Genomic DNA, 23,244 nt, shown 5'->3' on the forward strand with positions numbered 1-23,244 from the left:
CGGTTAAAGACCGGTGCTGCATTGCAATAGAGCAGTCGAATGCGGCCCGGGCTTTGTCTGATCAGTGGATCGTAGTGGCAGCGTTCAGTCTGCTCAGGCGACGAATCGAACATTAGACTGCGGTGTGCGAGTGTCAAGGTTTCGACCGCGATTCAGGTGGTCGTCAACCTCCGCGGCGCAGCCGATCATCCGGCCGTACAGGAAGACCGTGAAGGCGGCGGTCTCGAGTGCCTGGTTGGAGAAGTCGCCCGCACGATGGCGCGCCCACAGCATTTTTAGCAGCACCGAAGCAATCACTGCATCGACGTTGACCGCGAACACGTTGCGCGTCACGTTCTCGTCGTACAGCGCCTGCACGAGTTCCCGATAGTAGTGGTGGAACACGTTGTATTCGCCCCGGGCCTCGAAGCGCTGACGCACGAACTCTTCACGTGGATCGACGTTCACGGGCTTGCCCTTGAACACCGGATGGTTGATGCAGGGCAGCGCGGTCGCTTGCTGGGCGCCGACCTCCTTGCGCTGTGCCCGCTCCTCGCCATAGGCACGCGCGAATCCGGCGGCCATCGCCTTCAGGTCGAGGCCGTGCGCCGGGTCGCCGGGATCGGACATCGCGACCTCCCTGAAGCGTTCGAGCAGGAACGCCACGCCCTCGAAGCCATTGCCGCCATGTGCGTAACCCGCATGCGTCAGAAAGCCAACCATGGCCTTGTTCAGTTGCACGCGCTCCGGGGTCTCGGGACCGTCCGCCGATACCGCGCCCTTCGCTCCTTGCGCGGAAATCGCCCCCGGGCCGTTGGTGAGCAGCAGGCCCACGAGTGTCTGGAATCCGAAAAGCTCGGCTTCATCGGGCTTGCCCCCAATCAACGCGGCGCACGCAACATCGGTCAGTGAGCGTTGTCCTAGCACCTCGTCCATGGCGATACCGCAAAAGCGCCCCACTTCATGCTGGCGTGCATCGACCGACGCGCCGATCAGCGTGCCGAACAGGCGCATCCACCATGGCAGATTTTCGACGCTCATCCGCGATACGCGCTTGCGCATCAACGGTCCCCACGCGAGCGTCGTGGTGATGGCAGCCAGCACGGCATCCGCGCTCGGATGCCCGTCGAGGCTCTGTAAGTAGCGGATGAACACGGACTTCGCCTCTCTTTTCGTGAGACCCGCGAGCATCGCCGTGGCCTTTTCGTCAGGCGCATCGCACGTGAGCAATGTGCGCGCCTCGGAATCGCAATGCATCGACGTTACGTCGAAACCTTCGTCGAGCGCATCGCGCAAGCCCGCCGCGGTGCCGAGTTCGACCAACGCCCGCGCGGCCCGGCGCGCGCCGTCCGCGCGACGCGGGCCGACAATACTCGCCGCCGCCGCGAGCACGCTGTTTGGCGCGTTGCCCGCGTCGCGTGCAGCCTGAGCCGCCGCAAGCGTCGCGTCGCCAAGCAGATTGAGCTCGGCTCCGACCGCGACGCTGACAAGTCTCGCGTCGTTCACGCCTCCCGGCTCATGCAGCAGCGCGAGACAAAGGTTGCCCTCGAGCGAATACTGCGCGGCCTGCAGCACCGGAACGCCATGCAGGCTCGTCACCTGCGTGCCCGGGTCCATCTGCGAGGCGCCCGAAGCGTCCTTCATGTTCTGGCGGGGAAACACGATGCCGACTTGCTGGTTCAGTGTGGCGATCTGCGCGTCATACGGCGACAGCGCTGCGACAACGGGCAGGTCGAGTTCGGGCGGCATGGCAATTCCGTTCGACGAACGAAACCACGGTTTGAGCGCGAGGTTGCCTTCCGGCTCGAAATCCGGCCGCGCGCCGTTTTCGCGCATGACCGCCGTCAGGGCCGCCGGAATGTAGGCGATGTTGGTCACCAGCGCGCCCTTTGCACTGCATACCGGATCGTCCGGTGTGAACGGCCGATCGACGCCGAACTTCTGCATGAACCAGCGCTCCTTGGACGCCGCGTCGTCATTGCCGCCTGCCAATGCTCCCGCATGACCGACGGCGCGCGTCAGCTTCTGCTTCCAGCGGCCGACCACACAAGCCACCACCGGTTTGCTGAATTCCGCTTCGAGTTCGTAGTACCCGCCCGGCTCCGAGTACAGGACGGCCGCTTTGCTGCGTGCGTCATTGGCGAGCGCGAACGCGAACTCCGGCGCCGCGAAGTGGATATAGACGTCCTTGCCGCTCGACATGAGCGTGGTCGTTCCCCACCCGGCCATTCGCAGGTAGGTGGCGATCGTTGTGGTGAAGTTGCCCGAGTTGGAGAAGATCGCAATCGAACCTTTCTTGAGCGCCTCGTCGGGACTATCACCGCCGAGTGCACCGCCGATGCGCACGCGGTTCCAGGCATCGGCGATACCGAGGCTATTGCCGCCGAAAATATCAATGCCGTTTTGCTGCCCCATCGCCCGTATCTCGCGCGAATCATGCACGGACAATTTCTCCGTGACGATGAAGATCTTCTTCAGTTCGGGATTGACGCGAATCAGTTCCGCCACACCATCGCGCGCGGCGGATGGCGGCAAGTAGATCACCCCGCAATTGAAACGGTGGCCGTCCTGCAGCCCCTCCAGCACGCTGTTGTACACGGGGATATTGCCAAGCGACGTCTCGAGCACCTGTCCGCGTCGCCCGGGCGATGTGCCGAAAACGACGTTACCACCCGAATACACGTGGCCGACCGGCGTGACCTGCTTCGACTCGCCGCCGAGTATGTTCAGCACGCACACGCGGTCCTCGCGGCTGGCCGCCTGCGCGAGTGAACTGATGCCGACGTAGTATTTGAAATCTCCTGCACCTTGCCTGTACATGGTCTTCCTCCAGATCGATTTATGCGTTCAGGTTGTGGCGGCTCATGCCTGGGCGGGCGCGCTTTGCGCGCTATTGAGCCTTGCGGCGACCTGCTCACGGCCTCCTGCCTTCATCCATCCATCGGCTGCCTTCGCGTACTGGATGACTTCGCTAATATCCGAATCGAATCCGAAAATGCTGTATGGCAGACCGAGCGCATCGCAGGTATCGCGCATCGCACCCATGCCGCGCACGAGATTTGGTCCGCCACGGCCGATCACAACGTAGAGCGGCGTCGGCCCGTTCTTGCTGAAGTGCTCGCGCAAGGCGTCGGCCATGGCGCGCAACGTCTCGAAGATATCGGTGTTGTTCGACTTCCCACCGATGATGAACAGTACGTTGGTCTGCTTCAGCCAGTGCTTGAAGCAGATGCGAGCCACTTCCTTCATCTTTTCGTAGGGCGGATTTCCACCAAAGTCCGAGGAGATGATCGCGTCGTCGCCGAGCATCTCCGACACGAGCGAGTTCGCCCCGCCGCCAAAAGTCGGCGCGAGGATGGTGCCGCTTTCGTTGATCACGTAGACGTCGCTTTGGCCCTGGTAGGTCCGCAACTGATTGATCTCCGATTCGAAATCGGAATAGTCGACCGAGAACACATGGGCGGGTATGTCGAGGCGCTGCCAGCGAAGGTCGTCGCGGTCAAAGCCGCATTTGAAGTCGCAGGCGACGGGCGTCAGTCTGCCGTCGCGACCCGGCTGCATGCGAATCGGGTTCAGTTCGAGCGTAGTCATGCCAAAGTTGTGATACAGCTCCCACAGCTTCGGCAGGTGTTGAACCAACGGCGAAATAATCTCTTTAGGCGCATTCAGGCGTGACAGCGCGTTGGCGACGACGAACGCCTTCAGGCCGGTGAGTGGATCGAATGGCACATGCGCGATCATGCTGGGGTCAAGCTCCTCGATGTCGACGCCGCCGTGATGCGTGATCGTCATGGTCGGCGCCCTGAAACGCGTCGAATCGGTGATCGAGAAATACACTTCGTGCTGAGCCGGTACTGCGCCCTCGAAGGTCACGCCATTGGCCTTGGCAGTCTGATTGCCATGCCGGTGTTCGGCGAAGTACAGGCGCTCCTTCTCCTTCAATGCGGTTTTCAGGTCGCTCGCGCGCCCGATCAGTCCTGCCTTGCCCTTTTTGCCTATCCCGCCCTTGAACATCGGCTTCACAAACACTGAACCATAACGATCGATCAGGGCCTTGATCTGCTCTTCACTCGCGTCAGGGCCGAGCACTTCGGCAGTCGGAAAGCCGCCGAACTTCAGCAGTTTTGAGCCGTACAACATTCCGGTGACTTGCATAACGTCTCCTTTCGGGTTGCTTCCTGAATGAAACTGAGAGTTGGCGTCGTCGGGGACATGCATTTACGAGCCGAACGACGGCCGAACGACGGACGCATCTTTCCCGCCGGCCGCATAAAGCGGTCGGTGCTGAAGCCGGCTGGGAAACGGTAACTTGCGGTGTGCTAGCGCCGCGCGTTTGCGCAAGGGGGGATAAATAGAATCATGGGTGTCGTCTCCGTAATCGCGCCGCTGAACGGACGCCTTGATGGCGTTAAACGCCTGTGCACCAAGGAATGCAAGGCCCGTGCCAATGATCGACGCTCGACAAGATCACGTATGTCTTTGATTTATTTGACTTTAATTCCATTGAAAGCGCGGGGGTCGGCAGGGGAAGTCTCGAACGTCAGAATTCGCTGGCTGCGCAGGCTTAAACTTCATCCACGGGAGAAAGCCAGCGGACATGAATTGGCCTCGGTTCGGCGCGGGGATCTGGCGAACGTGGTGCGCAACCAGGCGAACTCGCACAGCATCCGCGTCCTGCCGCACCCGAACTACAATCATTGATAGGGTCCCTATTGAGTTCTGGTGGTGTGCCGGCTTTTTCGGCGCGCGCATTGACAGAACGCTCTGCCTCGCTCCTAGCGGATCAGCGGTTTAACAGGCCCGATCGCAGCAAGCCATGAGCGGCGTCCCGGCACAGGAGGATCGATGCGTTCGCAGGCAAGCTCCCGCGTGCGCTTCAAACGCACCGCAGTCACGGTTGCGATCATTGTTGTCGGCCTGATCGTCGTCGGGCGGATCACGGGCATCGTGGTCGACTGGCTGTGGTTTTCTTCAATCGGCTATGCCCAGGTTTTCTGGACGGTCATCTCCGCCCGGACACTTCTGTTTGCCGCGGTGTTCGCCGCCTCGGCGGGCGCAATAGGCGCATCAGGGTTCCTCGCGCATTATTACGCGCGGCGTCCCGGTAGCTGGCGAGTGGAACCCCGTCATCCGCCAGCTACGCCGGAGATCATCAGCGGACTGGCGGACCAGTTCGCGCCGTACATTCCCTGGCGCGCCAGCATTGCCGGCATCGCCATTATCCTGGGACTGGTCATCGCCGCCGGCGAAATCGCCAACTGGGACCTGGTGCTGCGCTTCCTCTATCAGGTGCCCTTTGGCGAGCGCGATCCTGTCTTCGGCAAGGACTTCGGCTTCTATCTATTCTCGCTGCCCGCCTACATCGCGTTCAAAAACTGGCTGCTGCAGTTGCTGTTTTGCAGTTTGATCGTTGCCGGCGTGGTCTACGGAATACGCGGCGACATCACCTTCGAGCGGCCGGCACGCCAACTCTCGGCTGCTGCCGCCGCTCATGGTTCTGTGCTGCTCGGTGCGTTCTTCGTCCTGAAGGCGTGGTCCTACGCACTCGACCGCTTTTTGCTGCTCTACGGCGATAACGGCGTCGTGGTCGGCGCCGGCTATACCGACGTCCATGTCGAACTCCCGGTCTTGTGGGTGCTCATCGGCCTTGCCATCACCGCAGCCGTCGCATCGTGGGGCAATATGCGCCGGCGGGACTATCGAATTCCTGCCGCCTCGGTGTTGCTGGTGTTCGGCACCTCGTTCGTGTTCTCCGTGATCTACCCAGCGCTGTTCCAGCGCCTCCATGTCAAGCCGAGCGAGTTGCAACTGGAAACGCCCTATATCAAGCACAATATCGCGCTAACGCGAATGGCCTACGGCCTCACGCAGATCGCGGTCAAACCGTTACCGGTCGAGCAGGGATTGAATCTCGCCTCGCTCGAGGCCAATCGCGCGACCATCGACAACATCCGCCTGTGGGATGTGCAGCCGCTGATGGATACCTACGCGCAGCTACAGGAGATCAGGACTTACTACAAGTTCATCTCCGTCGACATCGACCGCTACCGGCTCGACGCCGGCTACCGGCAGGTGATGCTGTCGGCCCGCGAACTGGCGCCCTCGATGCTTCCCGCCAACGCCCAGACCTGGGTGAACCTGCACCTCCTGTTCACGCATGGCAACGGCATCGTGATGTCGCCAGTCACCGAAAAATCGACGGAAGGTTTGCCCTCCTTCTATCTGCAGGATATTCCGCCCGTCGCCCATGGCGGGCCGGCCATTCGCGAGCCACGTCTGTATTTCGGCGAAGGTGGCGAGGGTTACGTCATCGTCAAAGGCAGCGTCGCCGAATTCGACTACCCCAAGGGCAAGGACAACGTTTACACCACTTACAACGGCAGCGATGGTATTGCCATCGGCAGCACCGCGCGCCGCAGCCTCTTCGCCTGGCAGTTCGACGATCCGAACATCCTGCTGACCGACTACATCACGAACGCTAGCCGCATCCTGCTGCACCGTAACATTCAGGACCGGGTGCGCATGATCGCCCCGTTCCTCAGCCTCGACCATGATCCCTATCTCGTCACAAGCAACGGGCGTCTTTTCTGGATGCAGGACGCCTATACGACAAGCCGCTGGTTCCCCTACGCCCAGCCGGGTTTCGGCGATGGCGCCAACTACATCCGTAACGCAGTCAAGATCGTGATCGACGCGTATAACGGCACGGTCGATTTCTATGTCAGCGATCCTGCCGATCCGATCCTGCGGACTTACCAGCGCATCTTCCCGGATCTGTTCAAGTCTCTCGCGGCGATGCCGCAAGATCTGCAACAGCATATCCGCTACCCCGAAGACCTGTTCCAGATTCAGGCGCAACTTTATCGGCTTTACCACATGGATGCGGCGGAGGTCTTCTACAACCGCGAGGATCTCTGGCAGTTCCCTCGGGAATTGGTCGGCATTAATGGTGCGAATAGTCCCGGCACACCGATGACGCCGTACTACATGATCATGCGGCTGCCCGAGGAATCGCGCGAGGAATTCGTCCTGATGCTGCCGATGGTGCCCAGTCAGCGCGACAATATGATCGCGTGGCTCGCTGCGCGTTGCGATCCACCTAACTACGGCAAGCTTATCGTCTACTCGTTCCCCAAGGACAAGCTCGTCTATGGGCCGTTCCAGATCGAGGCGCGCATCCAGCAGAACACCGAGATTTCGCAGCAGATTTCGCTGTGGAACCAGATGGGTTCGCGCGTCATTCGCGGCCATCTGGTTGTCGTGCCGATTGAGCACTCCGTCCTCTACGTCTCTCCGCTCTATCTGCGCGCCGAGTCGGGTCAGTTACCCGAGTTGAAGCGTGTCATCGCCGCGTACGGTGACCGCGTGGTGATGGAGGAAACCTTGGGAGCAGCGCTCGCTGCGCTCTTCAAGGAGAGCGCCACGCTCGCGCCGTCGCCCCAAGGCACGGCGGACGCGCGTGCCCACGAGGCGCTTGCTCACTATGATCGTGCGATCGAGCGATTGAAGGCAGGAGACTGGAGTGGTTTCGGCGCGGAACTGGATGCCTTGCGGCCGCTGCTCGAGACGCTCGGTGGCACTAGCTCGCAGGGCAAGAGGTAACGCGTGAGAAAAGATTGCCCGGCTGAGCGCTCGTCGGGGCGAAGCGGCTATCCCAACAACGTGACAGCCTTTCTATGCCTCGCAGACCCGGTTACGTCCGGTTGACTTCGCTTCGTATAGGGCCGAGTCGGCCATGTTCACCAGAGTCGCGCCATCGTGAGCCCCCCTCCCCTGGGACGTCACCAGGCCGATGCTCACGGTCACCCGACCATACCGGCTTTGGACGTGCTCAAGATTGAGATCGAATACGGCGCGCCGAATGGTCTCCGCGACATTCGTGGCGCCAGTCGCGTCGGTATCTGGAAGGGTCACCACGAACTCCTCGCCGCCATATCGGGCGACCTGGTCCGCCGATCGTAGAACGCACAGACCCACACATTGAGCAACGGCCCTCAGCACCTCATCGCCCGCCTGGTGACCATAGTAGTCGTTGTAGGCCTTGAACTGATCAATGTCGATGAACAGCAACGAGAGCGGACGGCCCGAGCGATTGGCTCGTTGCCACTCCTTCTGCAGCGTATCGTCAAAGGTGCCCCGGTTGCTCAACCCCGTGAGGGCGTCCGTACGCGCCAGATGTTGTAGTTTCGATTCTGCAAGCTGCCGCCGCCGTAGTTCTCGCGACAACAGCAACGATCCGGACCCAAGGATCATGCTGAACACCGCCATCACGATCTCGAGTCGCGTGGCCCGGCGTTGCCATTCAGCGTAAACGTCGCTCTCCGCAGGCGCCACGTCGACGATGATCGGAAGCCCGGGCAAGTGCTTGTACACGTAGAGCCTGCGGATCCCATCAATTGAGGCAGTGCCCGCGAACGCACCTTCGTTCGTCGACATCGCCTGAATAAACACCGGGGCGCTTCGGATGTCACGCCCGACCACCTTCGGATCGTAGGGCAAACGCGTGATCATGGTGCCGTTAGTCTCGATCACTGCCGCGGTGCCGCGCTCCCCCACGGACAGGCCGTCCAGCAAAGCGCGAAAATAGTCAATGCTCAGCGTCCCGACCACGACACCACCGAAAGAGCCGTCCGTGCGCGTAATCCGACGGCTCAGGGCAATCGTGAGCGCCCCGTCCCGCAGTCGTGACGCGTAGGGCTTGCTGATGTAGAGGCCGGTGTTGCCGCTGTTGCGGTGAAAGCTGAAATAGTCACGATCGGCGAAATTGCCGGCTCGCGCCGGCATGAATCCGGAGTCCAGGATGATGTCACCACGCTCACTCATCACGAAGATGGAGCCGAGGTACTTGCCGGAAGCGGCGCGGTCGAACAGCACCCCGTTTCGAATCTTGGGGGGGAGCGCCATCACCTGCGGATCCGCAACCCCTTCCACTACCGCTTGCAGTGAAAGGTCGTAGAGTTCGATGTTGCGAGCGATGTCCCGCTCGATAACCAGCATCAGATTCCGCGCGTTTTCCTCGGCGTGGTTGTAGGCATCGGCACGTGATTCGAAAAGCACCCACGCGCAAAGACTGCACGTGAAGAGTATCAGCAGAACGCCACAAACAATTACGCCGGATGGTGACAGCACCCGCGAGGCGGATGACGAAACGGATCGCCGCACAGAAAGCGATAGTGACGAACGCATGGAGCCTCATGAAACGAATTCAACCACACGGCCTGAAAGAACGTCGCCGCGCACTGGGGCAGCAGGTGCTGCATGACGATTAACCAGTTTTCGCTATTTCCTGCGACGCACGAAACCCCCGAAATGAATGCGATTATCGCCGCACAGGATCTGACAAAATCATTACTTGAGTAATTTAATGGAAAGCTAAAGACCGCCTTATCGAATACTTGAGGCGACACGCGCCCCCGGCGCCGCCGGGTAGACGAGCGGGCCGAGGTGAGCTTACCCGCCTGAGGCGATGGTCTCGATTGGGAGTACCGGCACTGCGACCGATCGCTATGGTATCCGAGAATCACAACGCGCCGCGATTGTCGAACCGCCAGCATCTTCACGTGGGCGACGATCGTCATCGTGAAACCGGCGAGAACGGCGGTTCAGACCAGTCGCTTTTCAAACCAGTGATGGGCATACGGTTCCGCGCTGAACGCATCGACTTCGACGTAGCCACATTGCCGGTATAGCGAAATCGCCTCGCGCAGAGTTCGATTTGTCTCCAGGCGAATAACGCGCGCTTTGGCCTGCCGGGCACGTTTCTCCGCCTCGACAATCAACCGACGGCCTACACCCATACCGCGAGCGGAAGGACTGACCCACATTCGTTTGAGCTCGGCCGGAGACTTCTTATGAAACTTCAGCGCGACGCAGCCGATCGGGCTTCCATGGAGTCTCGCGACGATCAACGCGCCTTCCGGCGCCGTCAGTTCATCGGCATCTGCCGACAGACTCATGGACGGGTCGAATCCTGCGTCAAAGCGCTCATCGAGTTCGCCGAAATACTGTTCAAAGCACCACCGCGCGTCATCGCTATCCGGCTTCTCAAGCGCAAAATGCACAAGAGATGCCTGTAGCAAGCGCTCAACTTCAGACATGGCTGCGACCAGTCTCCGACGCTGCTCATCGCCGAGCGGTTCGAGCGCGCGTAAAGCGACCGCGTTGGAAAGCCGTTCGAGTTCAGCCCTTTCCACGAGGCCCTTCTGAGTCAGGCAAGCCCGGCGTACCCGGCGGTCGTCCGGATGAGTGAGGACAGCGACAAGTTTTTGCCGTTCAAGAGACGCCAATGTACGGCTGACATAGCCTGAATCAAGATTTAGCCGTGCGCGAAGAGTACGAATATCCGCACCTTCGACACCGATCTCCCATAGCAGGCGTGATTCACCCATCGGGTGGCCCCGTCCGAGGAAATGATCGTCGATAGCGCCAATGCTTTCGGCGACTATGCGGTTAAAGCTACGAATCTGGAGAATGTCGGATGCGCTCATATCTCTGACTTTAGTCAGAGATATGGATCCCGTCAACATAAAGTCGAGGAATGCTGTGCCTTCGGAAGTGGACCGAAACTCCGGTATCAGGCTGATCGCCCAGCGCATCGGTCTCATCGTCGGACTTCTTGCACGTTCGATCGCCGAAGCTTCTCAGTCGGGCGACAGGGAAGCCATATCCAAGTTGATAGAACAAGTACCGAAAATGGAAGATGATTGGGAAAATGGATTTCCTCGCTCCCGTCAATTTGTCACATGGATAACTTCGATCTCAATCTTTTGCGCGTCTTTGATGCATTACAGCGTCACGGACATCTTGGTAAGGCGGCCGAGGAGCTGAATCTGAGTCAGCCTGCGGCTTCTTACGCCTTAAAGCGTTTGCGTGAAGAGCTTGGAGATGCGCTCTTTGTCAAAACCAGATCCGGCATGCAAGCAACGCCACGCGCGATCCAGCTAGCACCCGTGGTTCAGTCGGTACTTGCCGATATCCGTGAACGAGTGTTGAGGGCTCCGAATTTCGTACCGGACAAAGCTCAGCGCACGTTCACGATTGCCATGTCGGACGTCGGTGAGATGGTCTCCCTGCCGCGACTACTGCAGCGGGTCACAAGTCTCGCTCCCGGCGTCAATGTGACGACAGTGTCCCTGGCTCCCAGCCAGCTATTGGCCGCACTTCAGCGAAGCGAAGTCGATCTTGCGATTGGATATTTTCCTGATCTTGACGGCGTCGACGTCTTTCAGCAGCGCCTGGTTCGACATTCGTTCGTGTGCCTCGCCCGGCAGAATCATCCGGCGGTACAGGGTCGGCTGACAAAGAAGCTTTTTTGCGAACTGCCACATGCGGTGGTTCAGGCGGAAGGCCGCCGCCAGGAAATCGTTGAGCAATTCCTGAAAGAGCACGGAATCCAGCGCAGAGAGCTCCTCCACACTCCGCATTTTTTAAGCATCCCGATGACCATTGCAATGACAGATCTGGTAGTCACGGTTTCCAGCGATGTGGGCAAGATATTTGCGCGCATCGCTGAACTCGAGATTTTAGATCCCCCGTACAAGATGCCGCAGTTTGATGTCAAACAACACTGGCACCGCTCGCAGCATGATGATCCCGGTAACCGCTGGATGCGAGGCCTCGTCCGGGAGCTCTTCGTGCCGATACCTGACTGACTGCCTCCGCGGCGTCCCGACGCCGGTTATCAGGTTGGTGGAAGAGTGTTATTTGTGAGATCGGCTTGTTGAATGTTCGCCTTGGCGCGACACTCTTCTAACCCGCTCTTCGAGCAAGTTCGGCCGGCGCAGAACCGGTTATGACTCGTTGTCCTCCGAACGCGGGAGCACGTCATTTGATGTTTGCGCCGCTATGCCGACGCGGGTCTCACCCTGAGTGAAATTGAAATTATCGCTAAGCCCGCAGTGTCGAAAGCAGCCGGCGCCCGTGTATTTCAACGCATCGCTCCGTGTAGTCGCCGACAGTTATTCCGTCGATCTTCACCCCACTCCAACTTATAGGTCACTTCACATGCCGGTTATCCGTTTCGAACGCCAAGGTAATGTTGGGCACATCATTCTGGCCGATGCACCGCTGAATCTGATCAACAACCGGTTCTGCGAAACGCTTAAAGATGCCGTACACGAGGCCAGTCGCACCGAGATTCGGGCACTACTGGTGCGCGCCGAAGGCGAGAATTTTAGTCATGGCGGAGATGTCCTTGATTTTATCGATAAGGGCTTCAACGATTGGCGCACGTTCATCAGTGAGATGAACCAATCCTACCGCGCTATCGAGGCGCTACAGATTCCAACCGTCGCAGCCGTTCGTGGTGCGTGCTTCGGTGGAGCGTTCGAACTGGCGTTGGCCTGCGACTTCATCGTTGCTGCCGATAACGCGGTCTTTCACCACTTCGAAGCTTCGGTCGGTTCCGCGCCGGTGGCAGGCGGCGTTCAGCGCCTGGCAGAACGCGCCGGGCGCGCTATTGCCGCTCGCTACACCATGCTGAGCGAACCGATGACCGGCAAGACGGCCGGCGAACTCGGCGTGGCTGCGTTCGTTTGTCCCGACACGGACGTCGAAGCCACTGCAGTATCACTGGCCACCCGGCTTTCCAATGGGCCGACCCGTTCGCATGCAGCAATCCGTGCACTTCTGAAGGCGTGGTCGGGTGGCGGCGTGCCCGCTGCCGACGCCGTTCTGCTGGACATCACAATGCCGCTGCATGGTACGGAAGACGCACGCAAGGGCAGGACCGCACGCGTCGAAGCAATTAAGCGTGGAGTCGAGCCAGAGCCCGTTGTATTCACTGGCCGATAATTCCGCGGGATCGCGGTTACGGATCACGCGCAAGCAAAAACGGCTGTGAGCGGACTGGTCGAACGACTCGGTCTCTTCGGCGTCGACCTGGTTCGCTGGAAGCCGGGGGCCAGCTCGTTCAAGTCTCTTCAAGACCCGGCGCACCACCGACCCGGCAAGCCGGAATCTACCGGATCGCACTTTCAACGCCAGATCGCCAGGCGCACTGCCGATACCGCCAGAACCGCCGAGTATCACGCAGACCTTTCCTTCCAGTGACATGTGCCATGTCAACGCCTACGCAAGAATGGAAATACCGGTTGTCGCGCTGTGCGAGCGACGCCGTAACGGTCGGGCCAGGGAAACGCTCATGGATGTTATCGCGTCACATCCGAATGACATCAAGCAGGATTTTCTTCCCGTCCTTGTACGAGAACACCGAGATCGCACCGTGCCTGAGATCACCCTGTGCCGTGAAACTTGTCTCGCCAATCACGCCCTTGTAGTCGGCGGACGGCATGGCGGCCACTACCTTTGCCGGGTCGATCGAGTTTGCCCGCTTCATCGCGTCGACGATGATGTACACCGCGTCGTAAGCAAAGGGCGCATAAACCTGTAATGGCTGATGGAAGCGCGCCTCGTACTTCCGCGCAAACGCCGCACCGCCAGGCATCTTTTCCAAAGCCATGCCGGCCTCCGAGCAAACCACGTTATCCGCTGCGGCGCCCGCCAGCTTGGGGAGATCCGCCGAACAAACGCCATCCCCGCCCAAAATCTTTGCCCTCACACCCAACTGCCGCGCCTGCTTCGCGAACGGCCCGCCAGTTGCGTCCATTCCGCCGTACAGGATCGCGTCCGGATTTTCGCCCTTGATCTTCGTGGCGATGGCGCGAAAATCGATGGCCTTGTCGTTCGTGGCGTCGCGTGACACGACCTTCAGGCCGACGCCCTTGGCCGCTTTCTCGAACTCATTGGCAAGACCTTGTCCGTAGGCTGTTGAATCGTCCACGATCGCGACTGTCCTCACACCGAGGCTTTTGCCCGCGTAGATGGCCAGCGCGGGTCCCTGTTGCGCGTCGGTGGCGACAACCCGGTACGTCGTGTTGAAGCCCTGCTGCGTGTAGGTGGGATTCGTCGCTGCCTGCGAGATCTCGACGATGCCGCCATCCTTATAAATCCGCGACGCTGGAATCGATGTGCCGGAATTCAGGTGACCGACGACGCCGGCCACCTTATCGTCGACGAGTTTCTGCGCGACCTGGGTGGCAGTACGTGGATCGCCCGCATCGTCTTGTGCATCGAGCTGCAATGTGATTCGCTTTCCTCCAATCACCAGGCCCTGTGCGTTGATTTCTTCGACCGCGAGCCGCGCGCCGTTTTCGCTGTCCTTGCCCAGGTGCGCGATGGCGCCTGTGAGCGGCGCGACGTGACCGATTCGCACGACCTCCTCAGCGTGGACAGCGAATGAGCAAGCGATTGCGGCAACCGCGACCGCGATTTTTCTGTGATGTCGAGTCATGTCCCTTCCTCTTCGTGAGGCGCCGGAGGCGCTTGTTCAATCAATGACGAATCGTGTCAGCCAGCGCGGGTTCGACGCGCTTCAGCGGTTCACACGGGGCGCCGCCGATCGCCACGCCATAGAGATTCTTCGGGTCAAGCGGCGTGGGAATAAGATCGAGTTCGATGCCGATGTTCCGTTCGCGTGACGCAGCATTCAGGTAGCGCAGCGCGGAGAAGTCTTCCAGCGCGAAACCGACCGAGTCGAACACAGTGACCTGCGAGGCGGATTGGCGACCTTTTTCCGCGCCGGACACGATCCGGTGGAACTCGACGACGGGAAAGTCCGGCGTGAGCTGCTGGATATCACCTTCTATGCGCGTCTGCGGCTCGTACTCGACGACGACACGTGAGCGCCGGAGAACATCCGCATGCAATTCCGTCTTGCCCGGACAGTCGCCCCCGACGGCGTTGATATGCATGCCGTCTTCGATCATCTCCGGCGTCAGAATCGTCGCGTTTGTCTTGTCCGCGGTGACCGTGGTCACGATGTCCGCGCCTCGGACCGCGTCCGCTGCGGAGTCGCACCGTATCACTCGAAGCGTCCTGAACGGCGCGAGGTTGCGCACGAGCTTTTCCGTCGCGGCCTCGTCGACGTCGAAGACTCTGATCTCGTCGATACCCAACATCTCGTGAAACGCAATGGCCTGAAATTCGCTTTGGGCACCATTGCCGATCATGGCCATCGAGCGCGAGTCCGGTCGTGCAAGGAAGCGTGCAAATAGCGCCGATGTCGCGGCCGTCCGAATCGCTGTCGTCAACGTCATCTCACTCAGGAGTAACGGATAGCCCGTGTCCACATCCGCGAGCACGCCGAACGCCATGACGGTGAGCAGGTCCGACTGTGTATTCTTCGGATGCCCGTTGACGTACTTGAACGAGTACAGCCGGTTATCCGACGTCGGCATCAGTTCAATCACGCCATCGGTCGAGTGGCTTGCCAACCGGGCAGTCTTTTCAAACGTATCCCAACGGCGATAGTCCTGTTCGATGTATGACGCCATCGTCGTCAGAACCTGCGTCATGCCGATCTCGGCGACCAGCTTTGAAACGTCTTTCACATCTATGTATCGCGTCATGCTTTTAGCTCCTTGTGTGCAGGCGACGGTCAGATCGCGCAGCAACGAATCGGTAAGACAACATCAGGCTCTGCCTTCAAAGCCCAACAGAACGTTGACCGCGTTGATTCCAATCTCGTCCACCATGTATCCGCCCTCCATCACGAAAAGCGTGGGGACGTTGAACCTTGCGATTGCCTCGCCGATGCGCAGATAGTCTGGCGTGCGCAGGCGGAAGTGGCTGATAGGGTCGTCTTCGAACGTGTCGACCCCGAGAGAAATGACCAGCGCGTCGGGGGCGTGCCGCCCGATCGCCGTGCCGGCGTGGCGCAACGCGTGGTCGAAGCCTTCCCAGGCCGTTCCCTTCGGAAGGGGGAGGTTCAGATTGAAGCCCTCTCCGGCGCCGACGCCACGCTCGTCGGCATGCCCTGAGAAATAGGGATAGGACACCGTTGGATCACCGTGAGTCGATACGAACAGAACATCAGGTCGATCGTAGAAGATGTCCTGCGTGCCGTTGCCGTGATGGAAGTCGATGTCGAGAACGGCTACGCGCTTTGCGCCGCCGTCGATGCAATGCTGGGCCGCAATCGCCGCGTTGTTCAGATAACAATAGCCGCCCATGTATTCACGGCCAGCGTGGTGGCCCGGCGGGCGGCAAAGCGCGAATGCGGCGCGCGCGCCACTCGACAGCGCATCCATGCCCGTCAACGCTGAGTTGGCACTGGAACTGATCGCGGCCCACGTACCCGCGTTGATGGGGGAACCGGCGTCCATCGAAAAGAAGCCAAGCTTGCCATCGATGAATTCAGGCAACTCGTGACTGGGCAAACCCCTCACGGGCCAAACGAGCGGCAGAGCCTGACAGGTCCTGCCCGTCGCGAGCCATTCGTGCCACGCGCCTGCCAGAAAGTCGATGTACCGCTGGCTGTGCGCGCCCGCATAGTCCGCGCGTTTGTAGGCCTTTGGGCTGATGACATCGCCGAGTCCGGTGGCCCTGACTTGCGCAAGCACCGTCTCGGCGCGGAGGGGCTTCTCGAAGGAGTCGGAGATGGCGCCGTCCTTGAGTTCGACGCCATGGTGCAAGCGATGATCGCTACTGTAGATGGTGAGCATGGTTGACTACCGCGTTGAAGATAGCCAACAGTTTATTGAGCGGCCGCCGCATTGATTTTGCTTTCGAATGCGGAAAAGCCTAATATTTTGGGAAATTTGTCTAACGGGAATGAAAGATGAGCACAAATCGCCCAAAAATCGAAATGGACGCGGTCGACCGCTCAATGTTGCGCCTGCTTCAGGACGACGGCGCCGTATCGAATGCGGCACTCGGGGAGAAACTCTCGCTGAGCGTGACGCCATGCTGGAGGCGGCGCAAGCACCTGGAAGACGAAGGTGTGATTACCGGTTACCAGGCGAACATCGACCGGCGCGCGGTCGGCCTGAATCTCCTTGCGTTCGTGCATCTCCGCTTTAACGTGCACTCGGACAAAACCGCGGACAACTTCGAAGCCGTCATCCGCGGTCGACCGGAGGTTCTCTCGTGCCACAAAATCACAGGCGATGCGGACTACATCCTGCAGGTGGTCGCCGCTGATCTGGACGCATATGGTGAATTTGTCGAGCGGGTGCTACGACGGCAGCCAGGCATCGCGTCGATACAATCCAGCCTTGCGCTACGCGAGGTCAAGTTTTCGTCCCGGGTTCCGATTCCTGACGCCTGAACGCAACCTCGACATAGTAGACGTTCAAGCGATGCTATCCAGAAGGTCCAGCAAGGCGTCGCCGTCGACAGGCTTTCTGAAGAAACCCAATGCGCCTCTTTGCAAATAGTAGTCTTCTGTATGCCCGCTCGGGTTCCCTGTGATAAGGATAACGGGCGTATGTGCGTTCGAATGAACCGTTCTTTCGAGTACTTGAATGCCGTCGACGGGCCGCATTCCCAGGTCGGTGATAACGCATACCAGACCCGAGTAGCCATCGGCAAAGAAATCCAGTGGAGATTCGTAGACCCGTGTTCCGTACCCGCCAGAGGCCAGCAGGTTCGCAAGAGACCTCAAAACGCGCCGATCGTCATCAATGACGGCAACGGTCCGAACCGAAGGCATGGGCATTTTTTCTCCGGCCATCGCTTCTCACGAAGGATTAATCGACCTCAAACATCGGAGGTAGTCGTCGACGATGTTTCGAGTTGCAGTTTGCTGGCTTGCCTGACGAGAGTAGCAAACGAATCCGCCTGCATTTTTCTCATGATGTGACCGCGATGTACCTGCACGGTGTATTCGGTGATGCCCAGGATTGCTGCCGCCTGCTTGTTGAGCAGACCGCTTGCGAGTAACGGCAAAATTTCCTGCTCACGAGGCGTCAGGGATTGATAGAGCGCCTGGAGTGTCGTCGCGTCCTCCGCTTCCTTGCGAAGAACGTATGCCCTGGCAATGGCTGCATCGACCGCGTGCATCAACGCGTCTTCATTGACGGGCTTGGTGAGGAAATCAACTGCCCCGCCCTTCATGGCAAGGACCGCGGACGGCACATCGCCTCTCCCGGTAATGAAAATGACGGGAATTCGCGAGTCCGTGCGAACCAGCTTCTGAACTTCCAGTCCGTTCATATCCGGCATTCGCATATCCAGGATCAGACATGCAACGACATTCTTTTGACGCGGCGTATCCAGAAACTCTCCACCGGAGCTAAACGCCTGAACGTTTCTTCCGTTTGCGCGCAGCAGCGCGGAGAGTGCTTCTCGCACCCGCCTTTCGTCGTCGACCACGTAGACTAATTCGCTTGCGGATTCCATGGAACCCCTCGGTTGTCAGGTGAAAGTCCCTCCTGACTTCGGCACAGCCGGCCCACGATAGTCCCGCTGAATGTTCCTCTCACGCGGTCGTGCCGACAAAAAATAGCCATGGGAAACGTCATATGAGACCACGGACGGCTGAGTTGTGCATCACATGAATATGTAATGGCACCGCTCAATATGACGTTGTAGGCTCGAAACCCGTTGCGAAATGACCCATGGAGTCTGATAAGGATGCGCTGAAAAAGTCCTTGCGCCGACGTGCGGCTGAGAGTCCTCGTCAACGTGCTGTTGCGTTCGACCGCTCTATCGGAAGACTGAAGCTAAAGGTTACGCCCCGAGACACATTGCGCACGGCCCAGATCCGGCCGGCGTGTGCTTCGATGATGGACCGGCAGATTGCCAGTCCCATGCCCATGCCTGTTTCCTTCGTGGTGAAGAACGGCTCGAAGATCTTCTCGAAGTCTAGCTGCCCCGTACCATGATCCTCTACGTCGATCACCACGTTGTCCGCATCGCGACGCGAGCGGATCACTAGCAGCCTCGGCCGTTCCTCCGATGCGGCTAACGCTTCGATGGCGTTGCGCACGAGATTCACGATCACCTGCTGAATCTGCACCGCGTCTGCGCTGATCTTCGACACGTCTTCGCCCAATATTGTCTCGAGCGAAACCGCGCTGCGCTGGATGTCGTCGGCCATCAGCGTGCATACCTGAAGAATCAGCTTGTTGATATCGAGTTCGACCTTTTGGGGAGGCATGTGTCTGAAGAGCGCCCGAATGCGGGATACCACGTCAGCCGCGGCATTCGCGTCGCGGAGCAGCTGCTCGGCCGAATATTTGGCTTCGTCGATTCTGGGCGGCGTTGCGGCGAGCCATCGCACGCATGCGCGCCCATGCGCCACGATGGCCTGAAGCGGCTGGTTGAGTTCGTGGGCGATGGAGGCCGACAGTTCGGCAACAGCCGCGAGCCTCGACGCCTGCGCGAGCTGCTCCTGCGCATCGTGCAAGGCCTTCGACAGTTCTGCGCCGTCGTCGATATCGACATCGAGGCCGAAGAACTTCATCACTTGCGCGGCGGGCGTTTCAGTACCACGCTGCTCTCGAGCGTGGTCGACTTCGAGCCTCGATAGCAGCTCCGGCTCGTCCGATAACTGCTCGAGGAGCGCGACGAGATGGTGTCGCACGCTTTCGGAGCGGCGTGCACCCTCTTCGATTGCGATGGCCAGTCCAGCCCCCCGCGGCTGCCGATATTGTTCACCCAGATAGGACCGGACAATGATCTGCGCAATGAAATCGAAGTGGTCGAGGAGGTACAGCGAGACATCGGCCAGAAGTTCTTTGGCGATACGCTCGTCCAACGCTCCCAGCGCGATGTAGGTGCTCCAGGTTTCTCGCAAGCCCAGCCGCAGCGCCTGAAGGAGGTTCTGCAGCGGCACGCGCTGATGCTCACGTCTTTGGCTGATTTCGCGGAAAGCGTCCATGTCCTGTGCCGATGGAGGTTCGCCCGACAACAGCGTCTCAAACCATACTCTGGCTGACAGCGCAACGGATTCTTGAACGTCCCGTTTCGCTGCTGGCGCGAGCAAAATGTATCCATCGAACTGCGTCAGTATCGCAAGCGTGCGTTCGACGACAAGCGTCAGATCCGCTGCGATGGACACGGTTTTTTCCCGCAGGTGATGGCTGATCTTTGGAACTTTGGCTAACACGGCTATATGTCTATCGGTAACAGGCGCGTGATTTCGACTGACAAGGAACGCCGGCGCTGCGACGTCGATGGCTGCGCACCGACCGGTTCGCGCCTGGTACTCTGCAATGCGGTTCGATGCGGCGTATCAGGTGGCGGAAACGAGTCGCTCCCGGCGAAGCGCCAGTGAGCCGCCCGGCAGTGATCGACAGGCGCGCTGCGCTTCTCCGGGGGGCACGCTTCGATCCCAACCCGGTGCACGCATGATCTCCTGGCGCGGCGCGGCCCACCATCCCCCATACAGGGGATGCCGGCAAGCGCGGCAACCAACCTCGTACGCCGACACGGCCCCTCTTTGTATCGCAACGTATCTGCCGGGTGCATCGATACCCGCGCATACAAAAACCGCCCTTCCCGACACATGCGCGATACCTCCGCGCGCTCCAATACGTCCACCCTACGTCGAACACCGCCACCCAACGGCGCGCGAAATCGTGAAATCATGTCGCCGTTGATGGGTAAGCCTGGCTTCATCGCCGATCGGAGAATTTATGTCAGACAACCTCCCTCCTCAATCGCCCTCTCGCCGCCGTTTTGTCAACGTAGCAGCGGCGGCCGTCGCTGCCGGCTCATTGAGTCAGCTCGCGTTCGCAGAAACGAATCGAGCGATTACTGAAGTTGCTCCCGCGACGGGCGGCGACAAGACCGCCATTCGCCCGCTCCGCGTGCATGTGCCGGAATCGCAACTCATCGACTTGCGCCGACGCATCAAGGCGACGAGATGGCCTGATCGGGAGACCGTCACCGACAATTCGCAAGGCGTGCCGCTCGCGATGATTCAGGAACTCGCGCGCCATTGGGCGACCGATTACGATTGGCGCAAGTGCGAAGCGAAGCTCAACTCGTTGCCGAATTTCGTGACCGAGATCGACGGACTGGATATTCATTTCATTCACGTCCGTTCGAAACATGAAAATGCAATGCCGCTCATCGTCACGCATGGATGGCCAGGTTCGGTGATCGAGCAGTTCAAGATCATCGATCCGCTGACCAATCCGACCGCCTATGGCGCGAGTGCGTCCGACGCGTTTCATCTGGTCATTCCGTCTTTGCCGGGCTACGGATTTTCAGGCACGCCGACCACGACCGGCTGGGGCCCGGAGCGGACCGCGCGTGCGTGGGTCGTTCTGATGAAGCGCCTTGGGTACGAGAAATTTGCCGCGCAAGGCGGCGATCTGGGCGGCGTTGTCTGCAACGTCATGGGCAAGCAGGCGCCGCCGGAATTGTTAGGCATCCATGTCAACTTCCCCGCGACGGTTCCACCCGAAATCGCCAAGGCACTCCAAGCCGGCGATCCGCCGCCCGCCAGCCTCTCTGCCGACGAAAAGCACGCTTACGAGCAACTGAGCTCAGCGGCCATGAAGCGACGCGCCTATGCGTTGGAGATGGGCACACGCCCGCAAACGCTCACCGGCCTGTCGGACTCTCCCGTTGCCCTGGCGAGCTGGCTTCTCGATCACGGTGACGGGTATGAGCAGCCGGCGGCGGCATTGACCTCGGCCGTGTTCGGGCACCCGGTCAACGGGGAATCGGCGGGCGACTTGACGCGCAACGACGTACTCGACGACATCACACTCTACTGGCTGACAAACACGGGGATTTCCGCAGCGCGTTTCTATTGGGAGTCGCACTTCAATTTCCTGGCCGCCGCCGATGTATCCGTCCCCGCTGCGGTCAGCGTCTTTCCGCGCGAGAACTATCAGGCTCCGCGCAGCTGGACAGAGCGGGCGTATCACAACCTGATCTATTACAACAGGCTCGACAAAGGCGGACACTTCGCGGCGTGGGAGCAACCGCAGCTATTTGCCGAAGAGGTCCGCGCGGGATTGAGGCCGCTGCGCACCTAGTTGGCAAGCTGCCAGACCCGGACCACTAATCGCAACGCGCGACAACGGTCCGAGTTCGGCGTATGAAGCGGCCGCATCCCGCTCCGGCATTTCACGCAGCATTCACCTGCCGCCTGGCCTGCTCCTCGAGATAAAGCGCCACCTCTTCGGCCAACGCCTTTGCGACCTGCGGACGATGCACCATTCGCTTGTAATACGCGTCAACAGAAGGCCACTCCGCAAGATCGACACCGCTATGCTGCGCCCAGTTGAGGACGGTGACGAGATAAGCATCCGCCACCGTGAAATGCTCGACGAGAAATTCCCGCCCGCGCAGATGTTCTTCGAGCACGCCAAGCCGGAGGCTGATTTTCTTGCGTGTGTAGGTCTGAACGTCGGCCGGGGCATGCGGATCGAGCAGCGGCACGAATACGCCTTTATGCAGCTCGGTGCTGATGAAACCCAGCCATTCCTGCAGCTTCGCGCGCTCCGCGCTTCCCGCTGCCGGCGCGAGCCGCGCTGCCGGAAATGCGTCTGCGACGTACGGCAGGATCGCGGTGTTTTCCCTGAGCAGCCAACCCTCGTCGGTACGCAAGACAGGCACCTGCCCTAAAGGGTTGATCGGATAAAAATCGGAGCCGTCACGCAACTGCTTCGACTTCGTATCGACTTCGATGAACTGCGCGTCGGCATTGGCCTCGTACAACGCAATCCGTGTCGCAAGCGAACAGGCGAGCGGCGAGAAGTAAAGCTGCATGCTGATGTCTCCGGTCGTTGGGATGATTTTTGTACTATAGTGTATAAAAATCAACGCGGCCAGATAATTTCATGCACAACGGTACAAAAAGTGAGAAGCGTGCGCGCGGAAGGCCTCGTGGCTACGATTCGGAGCAGGCGCTGCGCGACGCGCGGGACGCGTTCTGGCACGGCGGCTATTCCGGCACGTCGCTCGACTCGCTAAGCAACGCGACCGGCATGAACCGGCCCAGCCTGTACGGCGCATTCGGCGATAAACATGCGCTCTATCTGAACACGCTGGATCAATACATTGAACTCGGGCGCCAGGGGATGGAAGTCGCGCTGGCCGGAGATCGCCCATTGGCGGAGGCCTTGCAGTCGGTGTACGACGCCGCGCTCGCCATGTACCTTCCGCCCGGCGAGGCGCCTCGCGGATGTTTCCTGATCGGCACGGCAGTCGTGGAATCGAGAAGCGATGCCGAGGTTCGCGACAAGCTGCTCGGCGGCCTGACTATCTATGATCACGCATTCGAGCGACGGCTCGAACGCGCCAAAGCGCAGGGCGAACTCAGTGCGGCTTCGGACCCGGTCATGCTGGCGAAAATCGCCTCGGCGATTCTTCACAGCATCGCGCTGCGCTCCCGCGCGGGCGATTCAATCGATTCGTTGCGGGCGACCGCCGAGGCCGGCGTCGCGTTGATCTGCCGCACGCGCGGCGAGCCGCCAGCCAATCCGCCACCACACGTGCGACGCAAATCGAAGTCTTAGACTT

Annotated in this window: 18 protein-coding genes; 7 read left to right on the forward strand and 11 right to left on the reverse strand. The window is 60.0% G+C overall.

Features of this window, described 5'->3' with window-relative positions; genetic code table 11:
- Nucleotides 1–93: 93 nt before the first annotated feature.
- Together HF916_RS20450 and HF916_RS20455 are read right to left on the reverse strand one after the other, a co-directional pair.
- The gene (locus HF916_RS20450; protein ID WP_168790659.1) at nt 94–2,799 is read right to left on the reverse strand and encodes a CoA-binding protein; all 2,706 of its coding nucleotides are present in this window, start codon (nt 2,797–2,799) and stop codon (nt 94–96) included.
- A 42-nt stretch (nt 2,800–2,841) separates the two neighbouring features.
- A complete protein-coding gene (locus tag HF916_RS20455) occupies nt 2,842–4,134 on the reverse strand; it encodes an ATP citrate lyase citrate-binding domain-containing protein (protein ID WP_168790660.1) in 1,293 nt (430 codons plus the stop codon).
- A gap of 204 nt (nt 4,135–4,338) precedes the next feature.
- On the opposite strand from HF916_RS20455, the gene HF916_RS20460 reads away from it, so the two are divergent.
- Complete coding sequence (locus HF916_RS20460) at nt 4,339–4,680, forward strand: hypothetical protein (RefSeq protein ID WP_168790661.1); 342 nt, start codon at nt 4,339–4,341, stop codon at nt 4,678–4,680.
- 144 nt (nt 4,681–4,824) lie between these two features.
- Nucleotides 4,825–7,581 carry a UPF0182 family membrane protein gene (locus HF916_RS20465; RefSeq protein WP_168790662.1) on the forward strand — a complete coding sequence of 919 codons (2,757 nt, stop codon included), beginning with the start codon at nt 4,825–4,827 and terminating at the stop codon, nt 7,579–7,581.
- 72 nt (nt 7,582–7,653) lie between these two features.
- On the opposite strand, the gene HF916_RS20470 is transcribed toward HF916_RS20465, so the two are convergent.
- Nucleotides 7,654–9,165 (reverse strand): sensor domain-containing diguanylate cyclase, encoded by a 1,512-nt coding sequence (locus tag HF916_RS20470; protein WP_168790663.1) that lies wholly within the window; start codon nt 9,163–9,165, stop codon nt 7,654–7,656.
- 416 nt (nt 9,166–9,581) lie between these two features.
- On the reverse strand, nt 9,582–10,583 hold the full coding sequence (locus HF916_RS20475; RefSeq protein ID WP_240975451.1) for a bifunctional helix-turn-helix transcriptional regulator/GNAT family N-acetyltransferase: 1,002 nt from the start codon (nt 10,581–10,583) through the stop codon (nt 9,582–9,584).
- A 138-nt stretch (nt 10,584–10,721) separates the two neighbouring features.
- On the opposite strand from HF916_RS20475, the gene HF916_RS20480 reads away from it, so the two are divergent.
- Entirely contained in the window at nt 10,722–11,630 is a 909-nt protein-coding gene (locus HF916_RS20480) for a LysR family transcriptional regulator (protein ID WP_168790664.1), read from the forward strand.
- A 268-nt stretch (nt 11,631–11,898) separates the two neighbouring features.
- Nucleotides 11,899–12,771, forward strand: coding sequence for an enoyl-CoA hydratase/isomerase family protein (locus tag HF916_RS20485; protein ID WP_240975452.1), 873 nt, complete (start codon nt 11,899–11,901; stop codon nt 12,769–12,771).
- 364 nt (nt 12,772–13,135) lie between these two features.
- On the opposite strand, the gene HF916_RS20490 is transcribed toward HF916_RS20485, so the two are convergent.
- The 3 genes from HF916_RS20490 to HF916_RS20500 all read right to left on the reverse strand — a co-directional run bounded on the left by HF916_RS20490 (nt 13,136) and on the right by HF916_RS20500 (nt 16,481).
- Nucleotides 13,136–14,269: a branched-chain amino acid ABC transporter substrate-binding protein gene (locus HF916_RS20490; protein ID WP_168790666.1), complete on the reverse strand. Its 1,134-nt coding sequence runs from the start codon at nt 14,267–14,269 to the stop codon at nt 13,136–13,138.
- A 40-nt stretch (nt 14,270–14,309) separates the two neighbouring features.
- Nucleotides 14,310–15,386 carry an ornithine cyclodeaminase gene (locus HF916_RS20495; protein WP_168790667.1) on the reverse strand — a complete coding sequence of 359 codons (1,077 nt, stop codon included), beginning with the start codon at nt 15,384–15,386 and terminating at the stop codon, nt 14,310–14,312.
- Between the two features lie 63 nt (nt 15,387–15,449).
- The gene (locus HF916_RS20500) at nt 15,450–16,481 is read right to left on the reverse strand and encodes a histone deacetylase family protein (protein WP_168790668.1); all 1,032 of its coding nucleotides are present in this window, start codon (nt 16,479–16,481) and stop codon (nt 15,450–15,452) included.
- Between the two features lie 116 nt (nt 16,482–16,597).
- On the opposite strand from HF916_RS20500, the gene HF916_RS20505 reads away from it, so the two are divergent.
- Nucleotides 16,598–17,086: an Lrp/AsnC family transcriptional regulator gene (locus tag HF916_RS20505; protein ID WP_168790669.1), complete on the forward strand. Its 489-nt coding sequence runs from the start codon at nt 16,598–16,600 to the stop codon at nt 17,084–17,086.
- Between the two features lie 24 nt (nt 17,087–17,110).
- Here HF916_RS20505 and HF916_RS20510 read toward each other — a convergent pair whose 3' ends face one another.
- The 3 genes from HF916_RS20510 to HF916_RS20520 all read right to left on the reverse strand — a co-directional run bounded on the left by HF916_RS20510 (nt 17,111) and on the right by HF916_RS20520 (nt 19,870).
- Nucleotides 17,111–17,491 (reverse strand): response regulator, encoded by a 381-nt coding sequence (locus HF916_RS20510; protein ID WP_240975453.1) that lies wholly within the window; start codon nt 17,489–17,491, stop codon nt 17,111–17,113.
- A gap of 26 nt (nt 17,492–17,517) precedes the next feature.
- Entirely contained in the window at nt 17,518–18,159 is a 642-nt protein-coding gene (locus tag HF916_RS20515; protein ID WP_168790670.1) for a response regulator transcription factor, read from the reverse strand.
- Nucleotides 18,160–18,439: 280 nt separating this feature from the next.
- The gene (locus tag HF916_RS20520) at nt 18,440–19,870 is read right to left on the reverse strand and encodes a sensor histidine kinase (protein WP_168790671.1); all 1,431 of its coding nucleotides are present in this window, start codon (nt 19,868–19,870) and stop codon (nt 18,440–18,442) included.
- 529 nt (nt 19,871–20,399) lie between these two features.
- Between HF916_RS20520 and HF916_RS20525 the strand changes: the two genes are divergently transcribed.
- Nucleotides 20,400–21,755: an epoxide hydrolase family protein gene (locus HF916_RS20525; RefSeq protein WP_168790672.1), complete on the forward strand. Its 1,356-nt coding sequence runs from the start codon at nt 20,400–20,402 to the stop codon at nt 21,753–21,755.
- A gap of 91 nt (nt 21,756–21,846) precedes the next feature.
- Here HF916_RS20525 and HF916_RS20530 read toward each other — a convergent pair whose 3' ends face one another.
- Nucleotides 21,847–22,491, reverse strand: a complete 645-nt coding sequence (locus tag HF916_RS20530) for a glutathione binding-like protein (RefSeq protein ID WP_168790673.1) — start codon at nt 22,489–22,491, stop codon at nt 21,847–21,849.
- A 71-nt stretch (nt 22,492–22,562) separates the two neighbouring features.
- Between HF916_RS20530 and HF916_RS20535 the strand changes: the two genes are divergently transcribed.
- Nucleotides 22,563–23,240, forward strand: a complete 678-nt coding sequence (locus HF916_RS20535; RefSeq protein ID WP_168790674.1) for a TetR/AcrR family transcriptional regulator — start codon at nt 22,563–22,565, stop codon at nt 23,238–23,240.
- The last annotated feature ends 4 nt before the right edge of the window (nt 23,241–23,244 follow it).

Origin of the sequence: Paraburkholderia aromaticivorans (assembly GCF_012689525.1) — a bacterium.
GTDB lineage: Bacteria > Pseudomonadota > Gammaproteobacteria > Burkholderiales > Burkholderiaceae > Paraburkholderia > Paraburkholderia aromaticivorans_A.

Excerpts from the sequence above, each read along its gene's own strand:
- HF916_RS20530 (WP_168790673.1), bottom strand. The coding sequence starts at position 22,491 with ATGCAGCTTTACTTCTCGCCGCTCGCCTGTTCGCTTGCGACACGGATT.
- HF916_RS20515 (WP_168790670.1), bottom strand. The coding sequence starts at position 18,159 with ATGGAATCCGCAAGCGAATTAGTCTACGTGGTCGACGACGAAAGGCGG.
- HF916_RS20535 (WP_168790674.1), top strand. The coding sequence starts at position 22,563 with ATGCACAACGGTACAAAAAGTGAGAAGCGTGCGCGCGGAAGGCCTCGT.
- HF916_RS20500 (WP_168790668.1), bottom strand. The coding sequence starts at position 16,481 with ATGCTCACCATCTACAGTAGCGATCATCGCTTGCACCATGGCGTCGAA.
- HF916_RS20480 (WP_168790664.1), top strand. The coding sequence starts at position 10,722 with ATGGATAACTTCGATCTCAATCTTTTGCGCGTCTTTGATGCATTACAG.
- HF916_RS20450 (WP_168790659.1), bottom strand. The coding sequence starts at position 2,799 with ATGTACAGGCAAGGTGCAGGAGATTTCAAATACTACGTCGGCATCAGT.
- HF916_RS20460 (WP_168790661.1), top strand. The coding sequence starts at position 4,339 with ATGGGTGTCGTCTCCGTAATCGCGCCGCTGAACGGACGCCTTGATGGC.
- HF916_RS20510 (WP_240975453.1), bottom strand. The coding sequence starts at position 17,491 with ATGGCCGGAGAAAAAATGCCCATGCCTTCGGTTCGGACCGTTGCCGTC.
- HF916_RS20505 (WP_168790669.1), top strand. The coding sequence starts at position 16,598 with ATGAGCACAAATCGCCCAAAAATCGAAATGGACGCGGTCGACCGCTCA.
- HF916_RS20455 (WP_168790660.1), bottom strand. The coding sequence starts at position 4,134 with ATGCAAGTCACCGGAATGTTGTACGGCTCAAAACTGCTGAAGTTCGGC.
- HF916_RS20470 (WP_168790663.1), bottom strand. The coding sequence starts at position 9,165 with ATGCGTTCGTCACTATCGCTTTCTGTGCGGCGATCCGTTTCGTCATCC.
- HF916_RS20475 (WP_240975451.1), bottom strand. The coding sequence starts at position 10,583 with ATGAGACCGATGCGCTGGGCGATCAGCCTGATACCGGAGTTTCGGTCC.
- HF916_RS20465 (WP_168790662.1), top strand. The coding sequence starts at position 4,825 with ATGCGTTCGCAGGCAAGCTCCCGCGTGCGCTTCAAACGCACCGCAGTC.
- HF916_RS20525 (WP_168790672.1), top strand. The coding sequence starts at position 20,400 with ATGTCAGACAACCTCCCTCCTCAATCGCCCTCTCGCCGCCGTTTTGTC.
- HF916_RS20495 (WP_168790667.1), bottom strand. The coding sequence starts at position 15,386 with ATGACGCGATACATAGATGTGAAAGACGTTTCAAAGCTGGTCGCCGAG.
- HF916_RS20490 (WP_168790666.1), bottom strand. The coding sequence starts at position 14,269 with ATGACTCGACATCACAGAAAAATCGCGGTCGCGGTTGCCGCAATCGCT.